A 22,029-nucleotide genomic window follows, 5' to 3' on the forward strand; every position below is an offset into this window, starting at 1 on the left:
GTGACGCGGCTCATCAGCTTCTCGTCACAATAGGCCTTGGCCGCATCCCGCACCATGCGCTCTTCTTCGCTCAACTGGCCTTCCAGCAGGAACGGATCCTCCCAGGAAAACCCGCTCAAACCAGGTTGCGATTGCGGGGCTAGATCTTTTGCCATGGGTCTTGTCCTTTCATTCAGCCAGGGCATCCACCGCCGTCCCGATACGCGCCAGACCGGTTTCAAGGTCTGCCATCGCATAGGCATAGGACAGGCGGAAATGCCCCGGCAATCCAAAGGCGCGGCCGGGGACCAGCGCCACGTTTGCTTCGTTCAGAATATAGTCACAGAAATCCGCGTCGTCAGTGATGACGCTGCCGTCGGGGCGGCGCTTGCCGATCGCGCCCTTGCAGGAGGGAAAGACGTAAAAGGCCCCTTGCGGCTCGGGGCATTCGATCCCCTTCATCGCGTTCAGCGCAGCCACCACCCTGTCGCGTCGCTCGCGGAAGGCGGCGTTGCGGGTGGGCAGGTGATCCTGTGGGCCTTGCAAGGCCGCCAGCGCCGCCGCCTGCGAGATCGAGGAAGCACCGGACGTCGATTGCCCCTGCACCGCCACCATCGCCTTAACGAGATCGACGGGACCAATCCCCCACCCCAGACGCCAGCCTGTCATGGCATGGGCCTTGGAGACGCCGTTCACGATCAGCGTGCGCTCCGCAAGGTCGGGCGCGGCCACGACAAAGCTGGTGAAAGGCGCATAGGCGATGTGCTGGTAGATTTCGTCGGCAATCACCCAGACATGCGGGTGCCGGCGCAGCACTTCGGCCAGCGCCTTCAGATCGGCCTCGGAATACATCGCCCCGGACGGATTGCCCGGCGTGTTCAGCAACAGCCAGCGGGTCTTGTCGGTGATCGCAGCCTCAAGTGCGGCCGGCGTCAGAAGAAACCCCTCCTCGGCCGAACAGGCAACCGGCACCAGTGTTGCCTCGCAAAAATCGATGATATCGCCATAGCTTGTCCAATAGGGTGCGGGCACGATCACCTCGTCACCGGGATCAAGGCTTGCGGAAAAGGCGTTCGACAGCACCTGTTTGGCCCCGGTCGAGACAATCACCTGCGCCGGATCGCAGTCAAACCCGGCCTGCGTGGCAATGGCCTTGCGCAATTCGGGCGTACCTTGGGTTGGCGGATAAGAGGTCTGGCCACCCAAGGCGGCCTGATGTGCGGCCTCGATCACATGCGGCGGCGTGGGGAAATCCGGCTCTCCGGTTCCGAAGGTCAGGACATCCCGTCCTTCGGCACGCAAGGCACGCGCGGCCTCGGAAATGCGGACGATTTCGGACAGGCTGAGCGAGGCAGCGCGGCGGGAACGTTTGAAACTGGCAGCAGGCATGAGGTGAACCCCTTTGGGACGGGCGTATCCCACAAGGTTTAGACCAGCTTTCCATTCAGAAAAACACCGATCTCCGCATTCATTCATTACTCAGCGGAATGATTTTTCGCATCATCGTAGATCAGAAACGCACTCTCCGGCATGTCGACGGTCGGCAACCATGTCTTGAGATCCACAAGCGGGGTGCCGTCGAAACAATCGATGGCATCGATCTCGATCAGGCCTTTTTCCAGATCAAGACCGGTGATGGTCACGGCGGACATGGCCACCGGATTGGGACGGTTCGGCGAGCGCAGGGCAAAAGTGCCGCGTGCGCCTTCGACATGGCGGGGCGTCTGTTTGATCAGGTCGCGCCGCGCCTGGTGCATCCAGTAGATCAGCATCAAGCCCTGCCCGACCTGCAAGCCTTCCAGCCCCTCGATCAACTCGGGGCGGAATTCGATACACGCCCCCTGCCCGGTTTCCCGCGCCTTGCGCACGTTCTTGGGGCAGTTCTCACGCGACCATGGGGTGCGGATACGTCCGATGAACGACAGGCGCGCGTCATCCTCGGCACCGGGATCAAAATCCAGTTCCTTTTCCCCCGGGCGGGTGGCGTTTCCTTGCATGGTACTCTCCCTCTGGTCTTGCCTATGCAGTAAAAAGGCGGGCACGCCGGAGTCAACGTACCCGCCCCAGTCCAAACCCGTCAGGGACGCAGAACAGACGGATCCAACTTTTTTCGAACCGACACAGGACGAATCCGACCCGTCCATTCAGCTCGAAGTGACCTGGTCCAAAGGGATGCGAACCGATCACTTTTGATACAGGTGAAATAGCCAGAGGCGCGAATCGCCGCCTTGACTTTCGTTAATTGCGTGTGGCAGCGCCTCGGCACTTTTTCGCCGGCACATTCAGGCCGCCGGCGTCAGGGTCACCACGCGCTGTGCCATGGCAATCTCGGTCTCGCGGTGCGATGCCGTGATGATCGCAGCCTCGGGAAGCCAGCCCCGAATACCCTCAAGCACGTTCTTCGCGGTCTGGGTATCAAGACCTTCTGTCGGCTCATCCAACAACAGCACCTTGGGATGCCGCAGCAGCGCACGCGCGAGAACCAGACGGCGGGTTTCACCGCCCGACAGGCCACCGCCACTTTCCCCAAGCTCCGCATCAAGGCCACCCATGTTCTCGACCACGCGGTCAAGCTGAACGGCCTGCAAAACGGCCTCGGCCTCGTCGCGTGACAGGCTTTCCTTGGCGAGGGACAGGTTCGCCAGAATGCTACCGCTCACCAAAGCGCTGCGCTGGGGAACAAGGGTCAGAAGGCCGCGCAACTCGCGTTCGCCAAAGGCGCGCAGGTCCTGCCCCGCGATCCGAACCTCGCCGTCATAGGCCATTTCGGTGCCTGCAAGGATGGCCAACAGCGTAGATTTCCCCGAACCGCTTGGGCCAACAAGGGCGACGGTTTCGCCCGCGTTCACCTCAAGATCAACACCGCGCAAGAGCGGCGCATCTGCGCCATTGCGCGAGAAACCAACACCTGTTGCACTCAGCCCGCTGCCCGTGGCCCCGCCACCGACGCGCGGCGCACCAAGGCCCTGCTCATCATGCGCGAGAACGCGCTCTGCCGCGTCGCGGATGCGGCCGATCTCGGCGATGCCACGGCGCAGGGGCATGATGGTTTCACCAAGGGCAACCGCCACGAAGAACCCGATCGCCGCATGTGCGGGCGAGACCGCGCCAGTGGCGATCAACTGCCCGCCAAGTGCCAGAGCGCCCCCCGACACAAGGGCAATCACCACCGACAGGATCAGGCCAGAGCGGCGATCAACCTCGTCAAGGCGGCGCATGGCGCTGCGCATTTCGCTCTCGGTCTGCTGGATATCAGCCAGACGGCTTTGAACCTGCCCCTGCAGAAACAGATCGGCGCGGCCACGCATCATGCCGATGGTGTCACGGCGCATCGCCTGATTGGCGCGCTCGGCGGTCCGCGAGGGGCCGAAGGTCGCCTTGGTCAGACGGATCAGCACAACCGCACCGCCACCGACATAGCCCACCGCAATGGCAATCGCCATCGACGGGGCAACCAGCATCCAGAGCATGAAGAACACGGCCACATGGGTCAGAACACCGGCAATCACCGGCAGCGCCAGCCGCAACACGATGCCATCCAGCGCATCAACATCCGCCGTGATCCGCGTCAGGGCCAGCGGGCCACGCAAACGCTGCATCTCAGGCAGACTCAGGCGCGACAGGCGGCGCATCAGGCTCACCCGCAACTTCGACAGGGCCTTGAGGGTGGCGTCATGGGTCAGAACCCGCTCGCCATAGCGGGCACCGGCCCGCCCCAGCGCCAAGAGGCGCACTGCAGCACGCGGACCAAACAGCTTGAACCCAAGGGTCACACCCGCCGCGGTGGCGGTGGCGGTTGCCGTGATGAACCAGCCGGAAAGCCCAAGAAGAGCCGTCCCCATCAGGGCCACCATAACCGCCATGATCGCGCCCTGCCACATCGAGATCGGAGCCGCGGACCAGATCAATCGGAAAGCTTGCCAGAGGTGTTTCATGCCGCGCCCTCCACGAAAACGGATCGGTCCATCGCCGCGATCACCGCCGGATCATGCGAGGCAACGAGCACGGACGCACCAGCATCGGCCAGCCCCCTCAGGGCCGCAACAACATCGGCACCGGTCGCAGCATCAAGGTCTGCCGTTGGTTCGTCTGCCAGCACCACATCGGCACCGCGCAGGATCGCGCGGGCAATCAACAGGCGGCGCGCTTCGCCCCCGGAAACACCGGCACCGGTTTCGCCAAGGCGGGTTGCCAGTCCTTCGGGCAGGGCCGCCACGATCCCTTCGGCACGTGCGAGTTTCAGCGCCGCAGGAATGTCACCCGTCCCGTCAGGCGACAGGAAGTCCCTCAGCGAGACATCCGGCATGTGCACCAGTTGCGGGATGAGCGCGACACGCGCGCGCCAGGCATCCGCGGTCCCTTCGGTGAGGGCCGCGCCCGCCACCGTGATCTCGCCACCCTTTACCGGCACCAACCCTGCAAGCGCCATCAGGCAGGTCGACTTGCCCGCGCCGCTGTCGCCGCAAAGGGCAATCGCCTCGCCCGGCTGCATCTCGAAGTCCGGCAGGGTCACAGGTTTGCCGCCACGCGAGACAAGGGCACCCAGCGTGGCAACCGATGCCCTGCCCGCAAGCGGCGCGACCTTGTCACCATGCCCCGGCACCTCATCGCCTTCCATCGCCTCAAGCTTGTCAAGCTCCGCAGCCACGGAAAGCGCCCCGGCCCGGTCATGCCAAGCTGTCGCCATGTCGCGCAGCGGCTGGAAATACTCGGGCGCCAGCAAGAGGATGAACACGCCCTCGTAGAACGAAAGCCCGCTCTGCCACGCGCCCCAGCCGATCTCGCCCAAAAGCGAGAAGCCGACAAAGATGGCAATTGTCGCAATTCCGACGCTCGCAAAAAGTTCAAGCGCGGTGGACGACAGGAAGGCCACCCGCAAAACGGCCATGGTACGCGCCCGCAGCCCCTCGGCGCGGTTTTCGAAATCGGCCTCGGCGCGTTCAGTCGCATCCAGCAAACGAATATCGGCCAGCGCCGACAGGCGGTCGATCAACAGGCGGTTCATGTCGCCAATCTCGACCATCTGCTTCTCGCTCGCCTTCTGGGCGCGAATGCCGATGATCGCCATGAAAACCGGCACCAGCGGGCCAGCAATCAGCAAGGCCAGACCAGCAGCCCAGCTAAAGTAGAACGTCAGCCCAGCCAGCAGCAGCGGAATGACCCGCACCCGCGCCATGACGGGCTGGAACTGGGTGAGGTAAGGCGTCAGTACCGACAACTTCTGCGCCACCAGCGCCGCGATTTCCGCCGAACTTGCCGCCTGCTCGGTGCGCTTGATCTCGCGCGCCAAAAGCGCTTGTCGCTCCTCGGCAATCACCCGGTCGGCGGTATCGAACAGGATCGCGCCAGAGCGGTGCATCAACACCGCCCGCAGAATGCCAACCACCACGAAGACAGCCGCCGCAAACCACAACCACGTATAGGTGCCGTCCACCCATTCCTTGAGGCTCCACGCCGCAGCAGCTGCCTGCGCGGGCCACAGAACCCCGGCAAAGGTCTGCATCCGGGCAGCGCGTTTCAGTGTCGGGCGGGCAGCAGCGTCAATCCGGGCCAGGGCCGCAGACTTGGGAGGTCGTTTTTTCTTCATGGCGTCGAGCTAGTAAGTTTGCCAAGCCATACGCTTTTTCACCCCTACGTCACAAGTGCGCTGCCGCGACAAATGCGCCTCACCAACACGCTTGGACCCTCGCCATGTTGCCGATACGAAAACAACATGGCGACGCGCTTGCCCGCAGATGGGGTTAACGACCGTAGTAGAGGGAAACCACGTGCTTGGCCTCGGCAAAGAAAAGCCACCGCGTCGCAAACACGCCCGCGATATGCGACACCACTGCCAGAAGCGCGACGAAGTGATTGACCGGAGCCAGCAGCAAGAGCGCCACAGGCAGGCCAATCGCCAGCACAAAGCCAATCGCGCGCAGCTTGCGGGCATGTTTCCGTCCCACCTCAAAGGCCATTTCCTTCAGAAGATAGTTCTCTCCCGAATGCGGCGCTTCAAGCTGGCGCACCTTGCCGATGCGGCCCAGCCCGGTTGCCGTCTCGAGCGAAGCGCCCGACGCGGCAAAAGCGCCGTCTCCCTGCTGCCACGCCACGATCTGAACAAGACCCAGCACCGCAAGCAGGATGGCGGCCACGGTCACTTGACCGGCCAGAAGCGCACCGCCCGCAATCGCGTGCAGCATGAACAGAACCGAGGTCCAGGGCGTGTTCCAGCGCGGCACTGTCTTGAGCTGCGCATAGATCATCGAGGTGGTGAACACGGTACCAAGGCTCAGCACCGCACCCAGAACGCCCAGCGCACCCCATTTTTCGCCAAGGAAGATATGGCCCGCCGCGTAGACGCCCATCACGATCAGCGAAGTTACCGCGCCCACGCCTTCACGGCTGAGCCAGCTTGTGCGCCACTGGCTGAAGGCCTTGATCGCGTTCTTGCGGTTGCCAAGGTGAAAGGTCGACGCCAGAAGCCCGCCCACCGCCAGCGCAAAGGCGATGGCATAGAAAACAAAGGCCACGACACCGGAAACGTCTGGATAGCCAAGAGCCAGCCAGGCCAGGAGACCAAAACCGAGGCCAGACAGGGTTGTGAAGATGATAACGGAAGGGGCCGGATGCATCAGATCGCCTCCAGTGCTTTGTCGAGCCATGCAAGAAAGCCCTTGGGCTCTTCCGATTTGGCGTCAAGCTGCTTGGTTTCGCCAACCAGCACGTCTTTCTTGCGTGGCGGCAGGTACTTGTTAACGGGTGCCGTGCCCATTTCCGGCATGAGGTCCATGCCGTCACGTTCGGCAACAAGGCGCGAGACTTTGCTGTCGGGATCGGCGAAATCGCCAAAGTGGCGCGCCCCTGCCGGACAGGTCCGCACGCAGGCGGGTTCGCGATCTTCTTCGGGGATGTTCTCATTGTAGATCCGGTCCACGCAGAGGGTGCATTTCTTCATGATCCCCGCCAGCTGGTCCAGCTCGCGCGCGCCATAGGGACAGGCCCAGGCACAGAGGCCACAGCCCATGCAATCGGTTTCATTGACCAGAACAATGCCGTCCTCGCTGCGCTTGTAGCTTGCCCCGGTCGGGCAGACCGTCACGCAGGGCGCATCATCACAATGCAGGCAGGATTTCGGAAAATGCACTGTCTGGGCACAGCCACTCTGCGGCGTGACCTCGTAGGAATGCACCCGGTTCAGGAACGTCCCTTCGGGCGCGGCCCCATAGGCATCCATGTCCGACAGGGGCGTGCCATAGTTCGACGTGTTCCACTCCTTGCAGTTCACCACGCAGGCATGGCAGCCGACACAGGTATCGAGGTCGATCACAAGGCCCAGTTTCTTTTCGGTTTTTTCGGGAAGTGCGGTCATCAGAAGTCCTCCCCATAGGCCACATGTGCCGGGCCCTGGCCCACCTGCGATTTCGCCGCCGGATGTGCGGGCTCCGAAGGTCCGCCAGCCGGTGCCTTCTCGATGTTGACGCGAAGATCAAACCACGCCGCCTGCCCCGTCACCGGATCCGAGTTGGCCCAGCGCAGGCCGTCTCCCTTGTCCGGCAACAACTCGTGAATGAGGTGGTTCAACAGGAAGCCCTGCGTGGCCTCGGGCGCATCTTCGCTCAGCGCCCATGCACCGCGTTTCTTGCCAATCGCGTTCCAGGTCCAGACCGTATCGCCATTCAGCGCGTCCATGCGGGCAACCGGCACCTTGATCTTGCCGTGCACCGACGTGACATAGGCCCAGTCCCCCTCTTCAAACCCCTTCTCGTCCCAGACCTTGCCGGGGATATAAAGGCGGTTGACGTTGGTGATCTGGCGCAGCCACGCGTTCTGCGATCCCCACGAATGGTACATGTGCATCGGGCGCTGGGTCAGCGCATGCAGCGGATATTCATCGTGATCCACAGCTGCGTCCTCGAAGGGCTGGTACCACTCGGGCAGTGGCGTAAAGGCCGCCTTGATCCGTTCGCGCATGTTTTCGGGCGGTTGGCTATCACCAATCCCCTCGGCCGCACGCTGCATCTTGCGGGCCGGTTCGAGGTAAAGGTTGAACACATAGGGCTGTGGCGCGTCGAACAGGCCGATGCCTACTGCCCAGTCCTGATAGGCCGCGTTCCAGGGCTTGTAATACAGCGCCTCTTCCGGAACGTGCCCCATCCAGAAACCACCGTTTTCGATGTATTTGTCCAGCTGATCCGGGTTCGGGGCCCCACGCCCCTCGCCCGAACCGTCCTCGTTACGCCAACCTGCCAGCGGCCCCACACCGGGGCGGCGTTCGTGAGTGGTGATATAATCGGCATAGTCGGCGTATTTCTGGCTGCCATCCTCGTTGACCCAGCCCGGCAGACCAAGGCGCGCGCCCAGATCACAAAGCGCAGACTGGAAGCCTTTGACATTGCGGTCGGGTTCGACCACCGGCCAGCGGATCGCATCCGCCGCCGCATCCGCCTCGCAGATCGGGCGATCCAGAAGCGAAATACAGTCGTGCCGCTCAAGATAGGTGGTATCCGGCAGGATCAGGTCGGCATAGGCCACCATCTCCGAGGAATAGGCATCCGAGTAGATGATATGCGGGATCACGTAGTCGCCGTTGTCATTCTGGTCGGTGAGCATGCGCATCACCTCGGATGTGTTCATCGACGAGTTCCACGCCATGTTCGCCATATAAAGGAACAGCGTATCGATCTTATACGGATCACCGGCATGGGCGTTCGAGATCACCATGTGCATCAACCCATGCACCGAGAACGGGTTCTCCCAGCTGAAGGCCTTGTCGATCCGCTTGGGATTGCCGTCGTCGTCAATCAGCAAATCTTCCGGCCCCATCGGATAGCCAAGGTGCGGCCCCGGCAGCGGCTGTCCCGGCTTGTCGCAGGCATGCGGTTTCGGATGCGCCTCGGGCGGCTTGGGATAGGGCGGCTTGAAGCGGAACCCACCGGGCACCTCGACGCTGCCCAGCAGGATCTGCAAGAGATGCAGCGCGCGACAGGTCTGGAAACCGTTGGAATGCGCCGAAATCCCGCGCATGGCATGAAAGGCGACCGGACGGCCGATCATCTTGTCGTGCTTTTCGCCCTTCCAGTCCGTCCACGGCTGATCAATGGTGATTTCTTCTTCAAAGGCAACTCGCGCCAGTTCCGCCGCCACTGCCCTGATTTTGGCCGCGGTCAGACCACAGGTCTCGGCCACCGCGTCCGGCGAATAGCGCGCATCCAGATAGGTTTCCGCCAAAAGCTGGAAGGCCGTGCGATAGGTTTTGCCATCCTGCGAGTAGCTGGCGGCAAGGTTCGCCGTCACACCTTTCGCGTCATAGGCCGCAAGACCGCCGTTCGCGCGATCCACCACCTGCGCCTTGCCCTCTGCATCGCGCAGGAACAGGCCAAAATCATCGGCCCCTTCATCCGCGCTCACCAGGAAACCGGCGTTGGTATAGCGGCAGAGGTATTCCAGATCGACCTTACCGGCGCGCAGCAGCTCGTGCATGATCGCCATGATGAACAACCCGTCGGTGCCGGGGGTGATGCCGATCCATTCATCAGCCACCGCGTTATAGCCCGAACGGATCGGGTTCACGCCGATGACCTTGCCGCCATTCGCCTTGAGACGGCCAATACCCGCCTTGATCGGGTTCGAATCGTGATCTTCCGCCACGCCGAAAATCATGAACAGCTTCGCACGGTCCCAGTCCGGCTGGCCGAACTCCCAGAACGCACCGCCCATGGTATAGATACCAGCCGCCGCCATGTTGACCGAGCAAAAGCCGCCGTGCGCGGCATAGTTCGGCGTGCCATAGGCCTGTGCCCAAAGCGAGGTGAAACTCTGCGACTGGTCACGTCCGGTGAAGAAGGCAAGCTTTTCCGGCGTCTTGTCACGCAGGGGACCCATCCAGCCCACCGCGATGTCATAGGCCTCGTCCCAGCTGATTTCCTCGAACTCGCCCGACCCCCGCGGCCCCACCCGCTTCATCGGCGCCTTGAGGCGCGCGGGCGAATAGTGCTGCATGATTCCAGCCGAGCCCTTGGCGCACAACACACCCTTGTTGACCGGGTGGTCGCGGTTGCCCTCGATGTATTTGACCTTGCCGTCCTGCAGGTGGACGTTGATCCCACAGCGGCATGCGCACATATAGCAGGTCGTTTTGCGGATTTCGTCCGACACTTTCGGCGACGGACGCGCCGCAATCTTGGTCCCCTGGCTCACGCTTGGTCCTCCCTGTTCGTCTTCGACACAATGCGCGGAAAAGCCTTCCCGACATAAGGCCAGTCACAAGGGGACTATAGTCCCAGATAGACATCTGGAAAGAACATGTTTCCAAGAAAGAGAAAATGATCCGAAAATCGTCCCGCAGACACCTGTCAGAGCTTGGCGACTTCACCAGCGGACAGCGACAGGGCATGAAGCCCCTCGGCCCCGGATTTCCCTGCTCCCGATAGGGTTTCACGCAGGGCAACCACGCCGCCGATGATAATCATCGCCGGCCCCTTGAGCCCTGCCTTCGCGACCTCATCGACGATTGTTGCCAAGGTTCCAACCACCACCTTTTGCTGTGGCGTTGTGCCATTTTCGATCACCGCGACCTCGGTGCTCATTTCCACGCCATGTGCCTCGAATCCATCGGTCAATTGGCCAAGGCTACCCAAACCCATGTAAACTGCGACGGTTTGGGATGGCCGCACGAGAACCTCCCAGTCGAGATCCAGCACGCCATTCTTGCCATGCGCCGTCACAAAGACACAGGATTGCGCGTGGTTGCGATGGGTCAGGGGAATGCCCGCATAGGCCCCGCAGCCTGCCGCCGCCGTGATCCCCGGCACCACCTTGAACGGAACGCCGGCCTTGGCCAGAACCTCGATCTCTTCCCCGCCGCGCCCAAAGATGAAGGGATCACCGCCCTTCAGACGCAGAACGCGATTGCCCTCGGAGGCCAGCCGCGCCATCAGCTCCGAGATGTCTTCCTGCGCCATGACGTGATTGTTGGGGCTCTTGCCCACATAGATCCGCTCCGCATCGCGCCGCACGAGAGACAGGATGTCATCCCCGATCAGGCGGTCATAAAGCACCACATCTGCCCGCTGCATCAGGCGAAGCGCCCGGAACGTGAGCAGGTCGGGATCGCCCGGCCCTGCCCCGACAAGATAGACTTCGCCCATCGGGGTCTGACCTTCGGTGCGTGCCTGTTCGAGATCGTGGTCGAACCGGGCGTTCGCGGCATCCGTGTCCCCTTCGAGGAACAGATCACCAACAGGCCCGTCGATCATCCTCTCCCAGAAATGGCGCCGTTCCCGCCCACCGCTGATCGCCTCTGCGATCCGCTCGCGAAACTCACCAACAAACGAGGCCAGCCGCCCATAGGCGGACGGCAGGGTCGCCTCGATCCGCGCCCGAAGGGTGCGGGCAATGATGGGGGCCGCGCCTCCCGTCGAAATGGCGACGACCACCGGAGACCGGTCCACGATCGAAGGGGTGATGAAATCGCAGTAATCGGGACGGTCGGCGATATTGCAGAGTATCTTGAACTCGCGCGACCACGCATAAAGCCGCTCGTCGCGCTCATCGACCTCGGATGCCCCGTAAAGAACCGTCGCGCCTTCAACGTCTTTCCGCTCTGGCAGTCGGGCCTCAAACGACATGTTCGCATAGCCCTTCTCCACAAGCGCCAACAACTCGGCACCCGGCTCAGGATCAAAGGCATGTACCTTCGCCCCGGCGGACAAGGCCCTTTCCACCCGGCGCGCCGCCACCGTGCCGCCGCCATCGACAACGACAAGTTTGTTCTTCAGGCCAAGGAAAACGGGAAGATGTTCCATTTCGGATCCAGTCGCATTGCATTTGATTGCGGGCAAAAGCCACGGTTTGCCGCGGGACTTCAAGCATACGCCTGCCGCATTCCTCCTGAAAAGGACGCAGTTGCAGGTTGTCTGCCTTAAATTTCGGCAGTTTCCTCAGCCGTCACTCAGGGCCGCATTGATCAGGGTCGTGGCCGCGCCCTTCGCATCCTGCGCCGGATCACAGCCGAATTTCATCACTGCGGTCACGATCGCGCCCTCCTTCAAAAGCATCAGCTGGCACGCCAGAGCTTCTGGATCAGCGGCCCCCGCCTCGCGGGCAATGGATGTCACGTAGTCAAGAAGCAGACGCTTGTGTTCGCCCGATTGCACATGGATCGGATGATCCGGTTCCTGGAACTCGGCGCTGGCCTTGATGAACATGCAACCGCGGAACTCCGGTTCATCAAACCACTCCCCAAGGGCATCGAACATCGCAAGCAGACGCTCGCGCGGCGTGTCGCCCAGGGCTTCGATCCGACGAAACAGCCAGTTGCGAAAATTCTCGTCCCGCAGGCGAAGCACGGCAAGGATGATCTCTTCCTTGGTGCGAAAATGCTTGTACATCGACGTCTTGGAGACCCCCGTCTCCTTGACCAGCATATCCATGCCCGTGGCGTGAAATCCGTTCCGATAGAACACCTTCAACGCCTGCCGAATCAACTCATCACGCTTATTGGGCCGCATATCGCCTCCAAACTGTACTGATCGGTAAATATTTTTCCTGAGCACGAATGTCAAGAAACCTCTGAGAAATCACGAAAAATTTGGCTGACTGTTAAGCTTTGAAAGCACCTCAAAGCAAGAGGGCAAAATTTTTCCTTGCCAAAAAGTACCGATCGGTACACTTATAGCCACACAGGGTGAACAGATCGGTACACCCAATATTTGGAGACCGAATTCATGACCAAAATACCTTTGACCACCTCCGTCACTTTGGCAGGCCTGATGATTGCCGGCCTCTCGACCGTTGCCGACACGGCACCGCTTGGCGCCAAGGCCACCATTGATCCCATGCTCGACAAGGGCGCCTGTGCGCTTTCGTTCAGCGACACCCTCGAAACACCAACACGGGCGACGCGCTAAGGCCCGTTCCCCGGCCGGGCAACACTCCTAGACTCTCGTACCCGGCCCGGTCGGGGAGAAATCACCATCCCGAAGGACATCCAATGACCCGCCCTCCTCTTCCCCCGTTCACCCGTGAAACCGCCCTGCAAAAAGTGCGCGCCGCAGAAGACGCATGGAACACCCGCAATCCGCAGGGTGTCGCTCCCGCCTATACCGACAACAGCGTCTGGAGAAATCGCGACACCTTCCTGCGTGGCCACGGGGAAATCATCTCGTTCCTGAGCCGCAAGTGGCAACGCGAGCAGGATTATCGCCTGATCAAGGAACTCTGGACCTACGCGGAGAACCGTATCGCCGTGCGCTTTGCCTATGAATGGCACGACGGCTCGGGCCAATGGTACCGCTCCTACGGCAACGAAAACTGGGAATTCGCCGAGGATGGCCGCATGCGCCGCCGCATCGCGTCGATCAATGACATGCGCATCGATCCCCGGGATCGCCTGTTCCAGTGGCGGCTCGGTCCCCGCCCCGCAAACCACCCCGGCCTCGAAGACTTCGGCCTGTAAAGAAAGGACATCCCATGCCCCGCGCTTTTGCAGAAATCGCATTCACCCCCGCCGTACAGGCCCAACAAACCCGCATGGGCAGTGCCGGCAGCTATGCCAAGTTCCTCGCGCCCGAGGTCGAAGGCGGTCGCCTAATCGGCCCCGACGAAAAAGCCTTCATCGAGGCCCGCGACGGCATGTACCAGGCGACGGTTTCGGAAACCGGCTGGCCCTACGTGCAGTTTCGCGGCGGCCCCGCAGGCTGGCTCAAGGTGCTTGATCCGCAGACCATTGCCTATGCCGACCTGCGCGGAAACCGCCAGTACGTGAGCCTTGGCAACCTGCAAGGCAACGACCGCGTGTCGATCATCTTCATGGACTATCCCAACCGCGCCCGCCTCAAGCTGATGGGGCGTGTGGAATTCGTCGATGCCGCCGATGACCCCGACCTGATCGCGCGGCTGATGCCCGAAGGCCAGAAAATGGCCCCTGAACGCGCGGTTCTGATCAAGGTGGCAGGGTTCGACTGGAACTGCCCCCGCAATATTCCCATGCGGTTCACCCCTGATGAACTCGCCCCCCATTTGGCCCCGCTGCACGACAGGATTGCCGAGTTGCAGGCCGAAAACGAAGCCCTGAAGGCCCAAGGCTGACAGGGAAACCCCCTAAATTTGAAAGGAAACGACATGAATAAAACGATTATTGCCGAACTTCGCGCCGCGCTCCTGACAACTTCCATGGTCGTAGCAATGGCCCTGCCAGGTGGGGCCGAGGCCACCGAAGCCTCTTCCATGATGCCCAAGGTAGATTTCAACACAGTCATGCTCGATGGCCTCAAGATCGCCTACCGCGAAGCGGGTGACCCGTCGAAGCCAACCGTCCTTCTGTTGCACGGCTTTCCGACATCGTCGCACATGTTCCGTAACCTGATCCCGGTTCTAGCGCGCGACTACCACGTGATTGCCCCCGACTATCCGGGTTTCGGGGCCTCGGACATGCCAAAGGCCGAAGATTATGACTATGGCTTTGAAAACACGGCGCAACTCGTGACCCGCCTGCTCGATCTCAAGGGCGTTGACCGCTATGCCGTCTACCTCATGGATTACGGCGCGCCCGTGGGCTACCGGATGTTTGCCAACGATCCCGAACGCGTCTCTGCCTTCATCATCCAGAACGGCAACGCCTATGAAGAAGGCCTGCGCGAGTTCTGGGATCCGATGCGCGACTACTGGAAATCGCCCTCGGACAAGACCGCCGATCCCCTGCGCGGCTTCCTGACCTTCGAGGCGACCAAGTGGCAATTCACCCACGGCACCCAGAACCCCGAGGCCATCAACCCCGACAACTTCTGGCACGTGCAATACCTGCTGGACCGTCCGGGCAATCAGGAGGTCCAGCTGGAATGGTTCCTCGACTATGGCACCAACGTCGGGGAATATCCCAAGTGGCAGGCCCTGTTTCGCGAGCATCAGCCGCCTGCGCTTTTGATGTGGGGCAAGAACGACGTGATCTTCCCCGAGGACGGCGCGCATCCCTACAAGCGTGACCTCGCCAATCTGGATTTCCACATCCTCGACACCGGCCACTTCGCGCTTGAAGAATACGGCGACGAAATCGCGACCGAGATGCTGGCCTTCCTCGACCGCACCGCCAACTAAGATCACGGGTCCGCCCCCTCATGCGGGCGGACCTGCCCGAAAGGAGTTTACCATGACACATCCCGACACCCTGACAATCGAACGTGTCGCCGCATTCTCAGACGGCGAAACCGGCGGGAACCCCGCAGGCGTGGTCATCGCCGATGCCCTGCCCTCCGAAACCGAAATGCAGCGTATCGCGGCCGAGGTCGGTTATTCCGAAACCGCCTTTGCCGCCCCGGAAGGGAACGCATGGCGCGTGCGCTACTTTGCGCCCACCGTCGAAGTGGCCTTTTGCGGCCACGCCACCATCGCGCTGGCGACGCGATTGGCCGAACACAAGGGTCCCGGCACTTACGCCCTCACCCTGAACGACAGCAAGATCACCGTCGAAAGCCGCCAGATCAACGGTCGCGCGCAGGCCTCATTGACCTCACCACCGACGCGCAGCGCCCCGGCAGATCCCGCACTTGTGTCTGCGGCTCTCGATCTGTTCGGATTGCACTCATCCGACCTTGCCGAGGGCTTTCCTCCGGGTCTGGCCCACGCAGGTAATTATCACCTCGTTCTGGCCCTCAAGTCTCGCGATCTCCTGGCCCGGATCACCTATGATCTCGATGCCGGCGCCGCCCTGATGGCACAGCATGGTCTGACCACCATCAACCTTCTCTCCATCGAAACCCCGCGCCTGTTCCACAGCCGCAATGCATTTGCCATCGGCGGCGCTCTGGAAGACCCGGCCACAGGGGCCGCCGCCGCAGCGCTTGGTGGCTACCTGCGCGATCTCGGCTGGCCGCATGACGGCAGCATCGACATCATTCAGGGCGAAGACATGGGGGCACGCTCCCTGCTGCGGGTCGACATCCCCCCCACCAAAGGCAGTGGCATCCGCGTTTCCGGCACGGCCCGCACGCTCTAGGCCTTGAGTGCCGTGCCCACCTCCGCAAGAACCTTTTCCGCGGCGTCCTCCCTGACGGGACCATAGCCGCGGATTTCCATCGGGGCCGACAGGATCGCCTCGAACCGCTCGGCCTCGGCTTCCGAATATCGGGCTTCAACCTCGGACAGCACGCCTTCGAACCACGCCAGCAAGTCGCGATCCAGCTTGCGATCTGCGGACCAGCGGAACGGATCGAACACGCCGCCACGCAGCCCCTTCATCCGGGCAAGCCCCCGCAGAACCGGTGTGATCCAAGGCCCAAAGCGGCGTTTCTTCGGCCGCCCGCGCCCATCTTTTTCAAAGCTCAGGATCGGCGGCGCAAAGTGGTGAACCACTTTGAAATCCCCCTCGAATTCCCGCGCGATCTGCTCGGCAAAATCCGGTCCAACCTGCAGGCGCGCCACTTCGTATTCGTCCTTGTAGGCCATCAGCTTGAACAGCGATTTGGCGGCCGCAATGGCAAGCGCCTCCGGCACTTTCGCCGCAATGGCCTCAATGCGCGCCCGATAGCGATCCGCATAGGCCTGATCCTGATAGTCCTTCAGAAAATCGCTGCGGCGCGCCAGAACCTCTTCCAACCCGTCTTCGGCGGGTGCATCCCCTGCAAGGAACCCCGCCACCTTCTCCGGGGCCGCCGCCATGATCCGCCCCATGTCAAAGGCCTGTTCGTTGCGCGCGATGGCCACGCCGTTCAGGGTGATCGCCTGTTTCATGGCCTCTTCGGACACCGGAACCAGCCCCTGCTGCCAGGCCGCGCCCAGCATCATGATGTTGGCAAACACCGCATCGCCCAGCAACGTCTCTGCCGCCTTGTTGGCATCCATCCCGATCACGTTCTCATCACCAACCACGCCGCGGATCATCGCCTCGCGTTCGTCGATCTTCAGCGCGGCATCCCGGCGCAACACCAGATCCCCGGTCGGCATCTCGGCCCGGTTCACAACGGTCTTGGTGCCCTTTCGATAATGAACCGATGCCTTGGGCGCCGAAGCCACCACCGCGTCACAGGCAATCAGCGCATCCGCCGCCCCGGTTTCGATCCGCACCTGATGGATGGCCTCTGGCGTTTTGCCAAGACGCACATAGCCGATCACCGTGCCGAACTTCTGGGCAAAACCGGTGAAATCCAACACGCTTGATCCCTTGCCCTCAAGATGCGCCGCCATGGTGATCAGCGCCCCGACGGTCACAACCCCGGTCCCGCCGACGCCGGCAACCAGCAGGTCAAACGGTGTCTCCAGCGAAGGCAATTGCGGATCAGGCAGGGATTTCACCACCTCCGCAATATCGAAATCCGCCCCCTTGCGTTTGCGACGCTGCCCGCCTTCGATGGTCACGAAAGAGGGACAGAACCCGTTAAGGCAAGAGAAATCCTTGTTACAGCTCGACAGGTTGATCTTGCGCTTGCGGCCGAACACCGTCTCTTTCGGCTCAACGCTAAGACAGTTGCTCTCCAGCGAGCAATCCCCGCAGCCTTCGCACACCAGATCGTTGATAAAGGCAAACTTGGCCGGGTCTTCCATCTTGTCGCGCTTGCGACGGCGGCGTTTTTCGGTGGCGCAGGTCTGTTCGTAAATCAGAACCGACACACCCTTCACCTCACGCAATTCGCGCTGCACCGCATCCAGTGTCTCGCGCGCATGAAACGTGGTGCCGGGCGGGAAATTCTCGTGTTTGAACTTGCTGATGTCATCACTCACCAGCGCAATCCGCTGCACCCCTTCGGCGCGACAGGTAAAGGCGATACCCTGAACGCTGACCGGCCCATCCACCGGCTGTCCACCGGTCATCGCCACCGCATCATTATAGAGAATCTTGTAGGTGATATTCGTCCCCGCCGCGACGGCCTGACGGATCGCGAGCGAGCCCGAGTGATACCACGTCCCCTCGCCAAGGTTCTGGAAAATATGCTTGCCGCCGTTGTACTTGGAGGTCACCACCCACGGCACTCCTTCGCCCCCCATCTGGGCATAGCCAACGGTTTCGCGGTCCATCCAGCTGGCCATCACGTGACAACCGATACCGCTCGCCGCCTTGCTGCCTTCGGGCACCTTGGTCGAGGTGTTGTGCGGGCAGCCGGAACAGAAATACGGCGTGCGTGTCGCCCCCGGCAGGTGCAACACCGGCGGCGGGGTCTCGGTGAGCTTTGCCGCCTTCTCAACCAGCCCTTCTTCGGGAAAGAACCGATCCAGGCGCTCTGCAACGACAGGCACGAGCTTCAGGGGACTAAGCTCACCAGTCCAGGGCAACAACGGATCACCCGCCGCGCGGTGTTTGCCCACCATTTTCTCGGGCTTGTCCCCCGGCCAGTCATAGAAATATTCCTTGAACTGGCTTTCGATGATGCCCCGCTTCTCTTCGATTACCAGCACTTCTTTTTTGCCACGCACAAAGGCCAGCGCATCGCGCCGCGCCAGCGGCCAGACCATGCCAACCTTGTAGATATCGATGCCAAGTTCCCGGCATTTGGCTTCGTCCAACCCCAAGAGGCGCAGGGCTTCCATCAGGTCGTGATGCCCCTTGCCCGTCGTCACGATGCCAAAGCTGGCGTCCTTCAGGTCATATATCCGCCGGTCAATCGGGTTGGCCTCGACAAAGGCTTCAACCGCCTCAAGCTTGTGACCGATCCGCGCCTCGATCTCGGGGCTTGGCAGGTCGGCAAGGCGCACATGCAGCCCCCCTTGCGGCGCGGTATAGTCCGGCTGAACAAAGGCGCGATCCGCGTGCAACTCGACCGACTGCCCACTTTCGACCGCTTCCGAAATGGCCTTGAACCCGACCCATGCGCCGGAAAACCGCGAAAGCGCAAAGCCGTATTCTCCAAACTCGAGGTATTCCGCGACAGAGGCAGGGTTCAGCGTCGGCATGAACCACGACATAAAGGCCACGTCCGATTGGTGCGGCATGGACGAAGAAACACAGCCGTGGTCATCCCCCGCCACGACCAGCACGCCGCCCTTCGGCGATGACCCATAGGCGTTGCCGTGTTTGAGCGCATCGCCAGACCGATCAACGCCGGGGCCTTTGCCGTACCACATCGAGAACACGCCCTCGACCTCGCAATGGGGATCCAATGCCGCCTGCTGCGCCCCAAGAACCGCCGTGGCGCCAAGGTCTTCGTTCACCGCCGGCATGAAGTCGATCTTTGACGCAGCCAATTGTTCGCGACAGCGCCACATCTCGAGATCGACACCCCCAAGCGGTGACCCGCGGTAGCCAGACACGAACCCCGCCGTCTTCCTCCCGCCATCACGGTCACGCCGCGCCTGATCCAGCATGACCCGAACAAGGGCCTGTGTCCCGGTCAGAAAGACACGGCCTTCCTGTCGGTCATATCGGTCGTTGAGTTTGTAGCTATCCAGCTGGCGGTCATGCGAAGACATTGCGGGCTCCTGTTCTGCTCCCTTTATTTTGCACCGCAAGCACCGGCAAATTTGACCAAATTACTGGACCTCGAATTGAATTTTCGAATAATTTACCCAAAACAGCAGCCCATTCCGGACAACCGAACCATGGACACCCTCAACCAGACAGACCTGAAGATTCTGCGCCTCTTGCGACAGGACAGCCGGATTTCGAACGCTGACCTCGCCGACAAGGTCGGGCTTTCATCGTCCTCCTGCTGGCGGCGCGTGCGGGCATTGGAAGACAGCGGCGTTCTGCAACGCTATTCGATCGTGCTCGACGAAGAGAAGATGGGCCTCACGTTTCAGGCCATCGTGCATGTCCACCTCACCCGTCACGATCCGGAACTGGTAGAAGATTTCCTGCGCGTCGTACAGCTTCAGGAAGAAATCCGCGACTGCTATGCGACCACCGGTCAGGCCGACTATCACCTGATTGTCCGTTGCCGCGATCTGAACGCCTATAACGATTTTCTGGAAAACACCCTGTTCCGCATTCCCGCCGTCGCCAGCGCCCAGACCAACCTTGTCCTGCGCAGCATCAAGACCCGCGAAACAGGTGCCTGAACGCAAAAAGGGCCGCCACGAGGGCGGCCCAGACTGCTCGATGTTCGGGGATCAGCCGAACATGTCGGAGGTGATGCCAGCGTACCAGCCCACCGATTCTTCAAAGGTCTGCTGACGCAGGTCCGCGCTCTCGCCGGTCTTCGAGATAAAGCCATCCACCTTGGCGATCTTCTCGTCGGTCGCCTCATAGGTGGCCCCGACCTTCACGCCGTCATTGGTGTCAATCAGCGACCAGCAGGTGTTCGAGAACTTGGCCGGGAACACTTTCGATCCGGTCAGCGCGCCACGTACCGCCATCGCGGCAACCTTGGCCTGGCTGTTGGCCGAGAAGCCCGATTTCGGCATGTCACCCTGCGCACAGGCATCGCCCAGAACGTGGATGTTCTCATCGACACGGCTTTGCATGGTGTGGCCGTTGACCGGTGCCCAGTTGCCTTCGTTGATGCCCGCCATCTCGCAGATACGGCCCGCTTTCATTGCCGGGATCACGTTGCAGGCGTCAACCTTGGTCGCTTCGCCATCAATGGTCACCGTCATCTCGTCGGCATTCACTTCGACACTGTCGCCACCAAAGTCGGGGCCAACCCAGTCGATCATGCCGTCATAGTGGTTGCTCCAGCCTTCCTGGAACAGCGCCATTTTCGAGAACTTCGGCTTGGGGTCCGCCACGATGATCTTCGCGGTCGGGTTCTTTTCCTTCAGCAGGTGCGCCACCATCGACACGCGCTCGTAAGGTCCGGGCGGGCAGCGATAGGGGTTCGGCGGGGCGACCATGGCAAAGGTACCGCCCTGCGGCATCGACTCGATCTGCGCCTTCAGCAGCTCGGTCTGCGATCCCGCCTTATAGGCGTGGGGCATCTTGTTCTGCTTGGTCACGTCCCAACCGGCAACCGCACCTTCGACAAAGTCGATACCCGGCGACAAGATCAGACGGTCATAAGGCAGCTTGGCACCACCCGCGAGCGATACGGTCTTGGCGTCGCGGTCGATGCCTACGGCCCAGTCGTGCACCACGTTCACGCCATACTCGCTGGCCAGCGTGCCATAGCTGTGCGCAATCGACGAAAGATCACGGAAGCCACCGATATACAGGTTCGAGAAGAAACAGGTGTAATAGGTGCGGCTTGGCTCGACGAGTGTCACGTCGATCTCACCCTTGGAGCCTTTTGCGATGTAGCGCGCGGCCGTGGCACCGCCGGCGCCGCCCCCAACAACGACAACACGGGGCTTGCCGTGACCAGCCCCCATTACCATCGGGGCCGACAGGCTTGCCGCCGCAGCGGCCCCTGTCCCGATAAACATCCTTCTATTCAATTTCATAGATCGTCCTCCCTTGATCTAACGTCTTCATCTCACTCCAAATTTCCGAAATAGGCCGCCAGCGCCGCGATCTCTTCGTCCGACAGGCGCGCGGCCATCATCTGCATCACCGGATGCGGACGGATTTCGCGTTTGTAGGCATGCATGGCGAGAACAAAGTCCTCTTCATACCAGCCGGTGATCACCGGGATACCGTCGTAATCGCCGTCAATCTGGTGGCAGGTCGTGCATTCCGTCGACAGGTATTCGCCATAGTCCGGATCCCCCACGATCGCGAGGATCTCGGGCGTCAGCTCCACTTCTTCGGCATAGGCCGTCGGGGCCGCTTCCGGAATGTCCTGCGGGCTGTACGAGAACTGCCGCAGATAGGCGAGCACGTCACCGCGATCCTCCGGCTTTTTCATGCCCCGGAAGTCCATATTGGTGCCTGACACCAACAGCTTGGGGTTGGTCAGGTAGGCGTCCAGATGCTCCAGATCCCAAACCATGCCATCCTTGCGTGCCCGAACGATCCCCTCGGAATACTTGAAGAAATCCTCGAACTGCGCGACTTCGCGGTCAAAGATGTGGTTGAGGTGCGGGCCCTGCCCCGGATCAACGCCATGAACGGCGCCCTCCCCGACCTGGTGACAGCTTCCACAGCTCCGCTGAAACAGCATTTCACCCCGATCGACATCGCCGATCAGGGTGGCTTCTTCCTCGGCCATGGCCGCGCCTGCAAGCGCGACCAGTGCCAATGTTACTCCTCCCAGAAACCGCATCAGA

The 22,029-nt window shown here is 61.5% G+C and carries 18 protein-coding genes; 6 read left to right on the forward strand and 12 right to left on the reverse strand.

From position 1 onward, the window contains the following. Positions 1-168: 168 nt before the first annotated feature. The 9 genes from NNA36_RS16700 to NNA36_RS16740 all read right to left on the reverse strand — a co-directional run bounded on the left by NNA36_RS16700 (position 169) and on the right by NNA36_RS16740 (position 12,470). Complete coding sequence (locus tag NNA36_RS16700; protein ID WP_255109107.1) at positions 169-1,368, reverse strand: pyridoxal phosphate-dependent aminotransferase; 1,200 nt, start codon at positions 1,366-1,368, stop codon at positions 169-171. Between the two features lie 86 nt (positions 1,369-1,454). Continuing rightward, positions 1,455-1,976, reverse strand: coding sequence for an SAM-dependent methyltransferase (locus NNA36_RS16705; protein ID WP_255109109.1), 522 nt, complete (start codon positions 1,974-1,976; stop codon positions 1,455-1,457). A gap of 285 nt (positions 1,977-2,261) precedes the next feature. Further along, positions 2,262-3,914, reverse strand: a complete 1,653-nt coding sequence (locus NNA36_RS16710) for an amino acid ABC transporter ATP-binding/permease protein (RefSeq protein ID WP_255109111.1) — start codon at positions 3,912-3,914, stop codon at positions 2,262-2,264. Next, the gene (locus NNA36_RS16715; RefSeq protein ID WP_255109113.1) at positions 3,911-5,566 is read right to left on the reverse strand and encodes an ABC transporter ATP-binding protein/permease; all 1,656 of its coding nucleotides are present in this window, start codon (positions 5,564-5,566) and stop codon (positions 3,911-3,913) included. Before NNA36_RS16715 ends, NNA36_RS16710 begins: the two co-directional genes overlap by 4 nt. Before the next feature lie 154 nt (positions 5,567-5,720). Further along, the gene (locus NNA36_RS16720) at positions 5,721-6,593 is read right to left on the reverse strand and encodes a DmsC/YnfH family molybdoenzyme membrane anchor subunit (protein ID WP_255109115.1); all 873 of its coding nucleotides are present in this window, start codon (positions 6,591-6,593) and stop codon (positions 5,721-5,723) included. Then, positions 6,593-7,330: a 4Fe-4S dicluster domain-containing protein gene (locus NNA36_RS16725; protein ID WP_255109117.1), complete on the reverse strand. Its 738-nt coding sequence runs from the start codon at positions 7,328-7,330 to the stop codon at positions 6,593-6,595. The genes NNA36_RS16720 and NNA36_RS16725 overlap by 1 nt, the downstream gene beginning before the upstream one ends. After that, entirely contained in the window at positions 7,330-10,158 is a 2,829-nt protein-coding gene (locus NNA36_RS16730) for a molybdopterin oxidoreductase family protein (RefSeq protein WP_255109119.1), read from the reverse strand. Before NNA36_RS16730 ends, NNA36_RS16725 begins: the two co-directional genes overlap by 1 nt. A gap of 155 nt (positions 10,159-10,313) precedes the next feature. Continuing rightward, positions 10,314-11,765, reverse strand: coding sequence for a siroheme synthase CysG (gene cysG, locus NNA36_RS16735; RefSeq protein ID WP_255109121.1), 1,452 nt, complete (start codon positions 11,763-11,765; stop codon positions 10,314-10,316). Positions 11,766-11,900: 135 nt separating this feature from the next. After that, positions 11,901-12,470: a TetR/AcrR family transcriptional regulator gene (locus NNA36_RS16740; RefSeq protein WP_255109122.1), complete on the reverse strand. Its 570-nt coding sequence runs from the start codon at positions 12,468-12,470 to the stop codon at positions 11,901-11,903. A 216-nt stretch (positions 12,471-12,686) separates the two neighbouring features. On the opposite strand from NNA36_RS16740, the gene NNA36_RS16745 reads away from it, so the two are divergent. From NNA36_RS16745 to NNA36_RS16765, 5 genes are all read left to right on the forward strand, one after another. Continuing rightward, positions 12,687-12,869, forward strand: coding sequence for a hypothetical protein (locus NNA36_RS16745; protein ID WP_255109123.1), 183 nt, complete (start codon positions 12,687-12,689; stop codon positions 12,867-12,869). Positions 12,870-12,952: 83 nt separating this feature from the next. After that, positions 12,953-13,417 (forward strand): nuclear transport factor 2 family protein, encoded by a 465-nt coding sequence (locus NNA36_RS16750; protein WP_255109124.1) that lies wholly within the window; start codon positions 12,953-12,955, stop codon positions 13,415-13,417. A gap of 14 nt (positions 13,418-13,431) precedes the next feature. Continuing rightward, positions 13,432-14,049 carry a pyridoxamine 5'-phosphate oxidase family protein gene (locus NNA36_RS16755; RefSeq protein ID WP_255109125.1) on the forward strand — a complete coding sequence of 206 codons (618 nt, stop codon included), beginning with the start codon at positions 13,432-13,434 and terminating at the stop codon, positions 14,047-14,049. 33 nt (positions 14,050-14,082) lie between these two features. Then, positions 14,083-15,054 carry an alpha/beta fold hydrolase gene (locus NNA36_RS16760; protein ID WP_255109126.1) on the forward strand — a complete coding sequence of 324 codons (972 nt, stop codon included), beginning with the start codon at positions 14,083-14,085 and terminating at the stop codon, positions 15,052-15,054. A 52-nt stretch (positions 15,055-15,106) separates the two neighbouring features. Then, a complete protein-coding gene (locus NNA36_RS16765; RefSeq protein WP_255109127.1) occupies positions 15,107-15,952 on the forward strand; it encodes a PhzF family phenazine biosynthesis protein in 846 nt (281 codons plus the stop codon). Here the strand turns inward: NNA36_RS16765 and NNA36_RS16770 are convergent. Further along, positions 15,949-19,356, reverse strand: coding sequence for an indolepyruvate ferredoxin oxidoreductase family protein (locus NNA36_RS16770; protein WP_255109128.1), 3,408 nt, complete (start codon positions 19,354-19,356; stop codon positions 15,949-15,951). The genes NNA36_RS16765 and NNA36_RS16770 overlap by 4 nt on opposite strands. Before the next feature lie 129 nt (positions 19,357-19,485). Between NNA36_RS16770 and NNA36_RS16775 the strand changes: the two genes are divergently transcribed. Further along, positions 19,486-19,944 carry an Lrp/AsnC family transcriptional regulator gene (locus NNA36_RS16775; protein ID WP_255109130.1) on the forward strand — a complete coding sequence of 153 codons (459 nt, stop codon included), beginning with the start codon at positions 19,486-19,488 and terminating at the stop codon, positions 19,942-19,944. A 51-nt stretch (positions 19,945-19,995) separates the two neighbouring features. On the opposite strand, the gene NNA36_RS16780 is transcribed toward NNA36_RS16775, so the two are convergent. Together NNA36_RS16780 and NNA36_RS16785 are read right to left on the reverse strand one after the other, a co-directional pair. Then, a complete protein-coding gene (locus NNA36_RS16780; RefSeq protein WP_255109132.1) occupies positions 19,996-21,264 on the reverse strand; it encodes an NAD(P)/FAD-dependent oxidoreductase in 1,269 nt (422 codons plus the stop codon). Between the two features lie 32 nt (positions 21,265-21,296). After that, entirely contained in the window at positions 21,297-22,025 is a 729-nt protein-coding gene (locus NNA36_RS16785; protein WP_255109134.1) for a c-type cytochrome, read from the reverse strand. Positions 22,026-22,029 lie beyond the last annotated feature (4 nt).

It is taken from the genome of Shimia sp. CNT1-13L.2 (assembly GCF_024331145.1).
Lineage (GTDB): Bacteria > Pseudomonadota > Alphaproteobacteria > Rhodobacterales > Rhodobacteraceae > Shimia.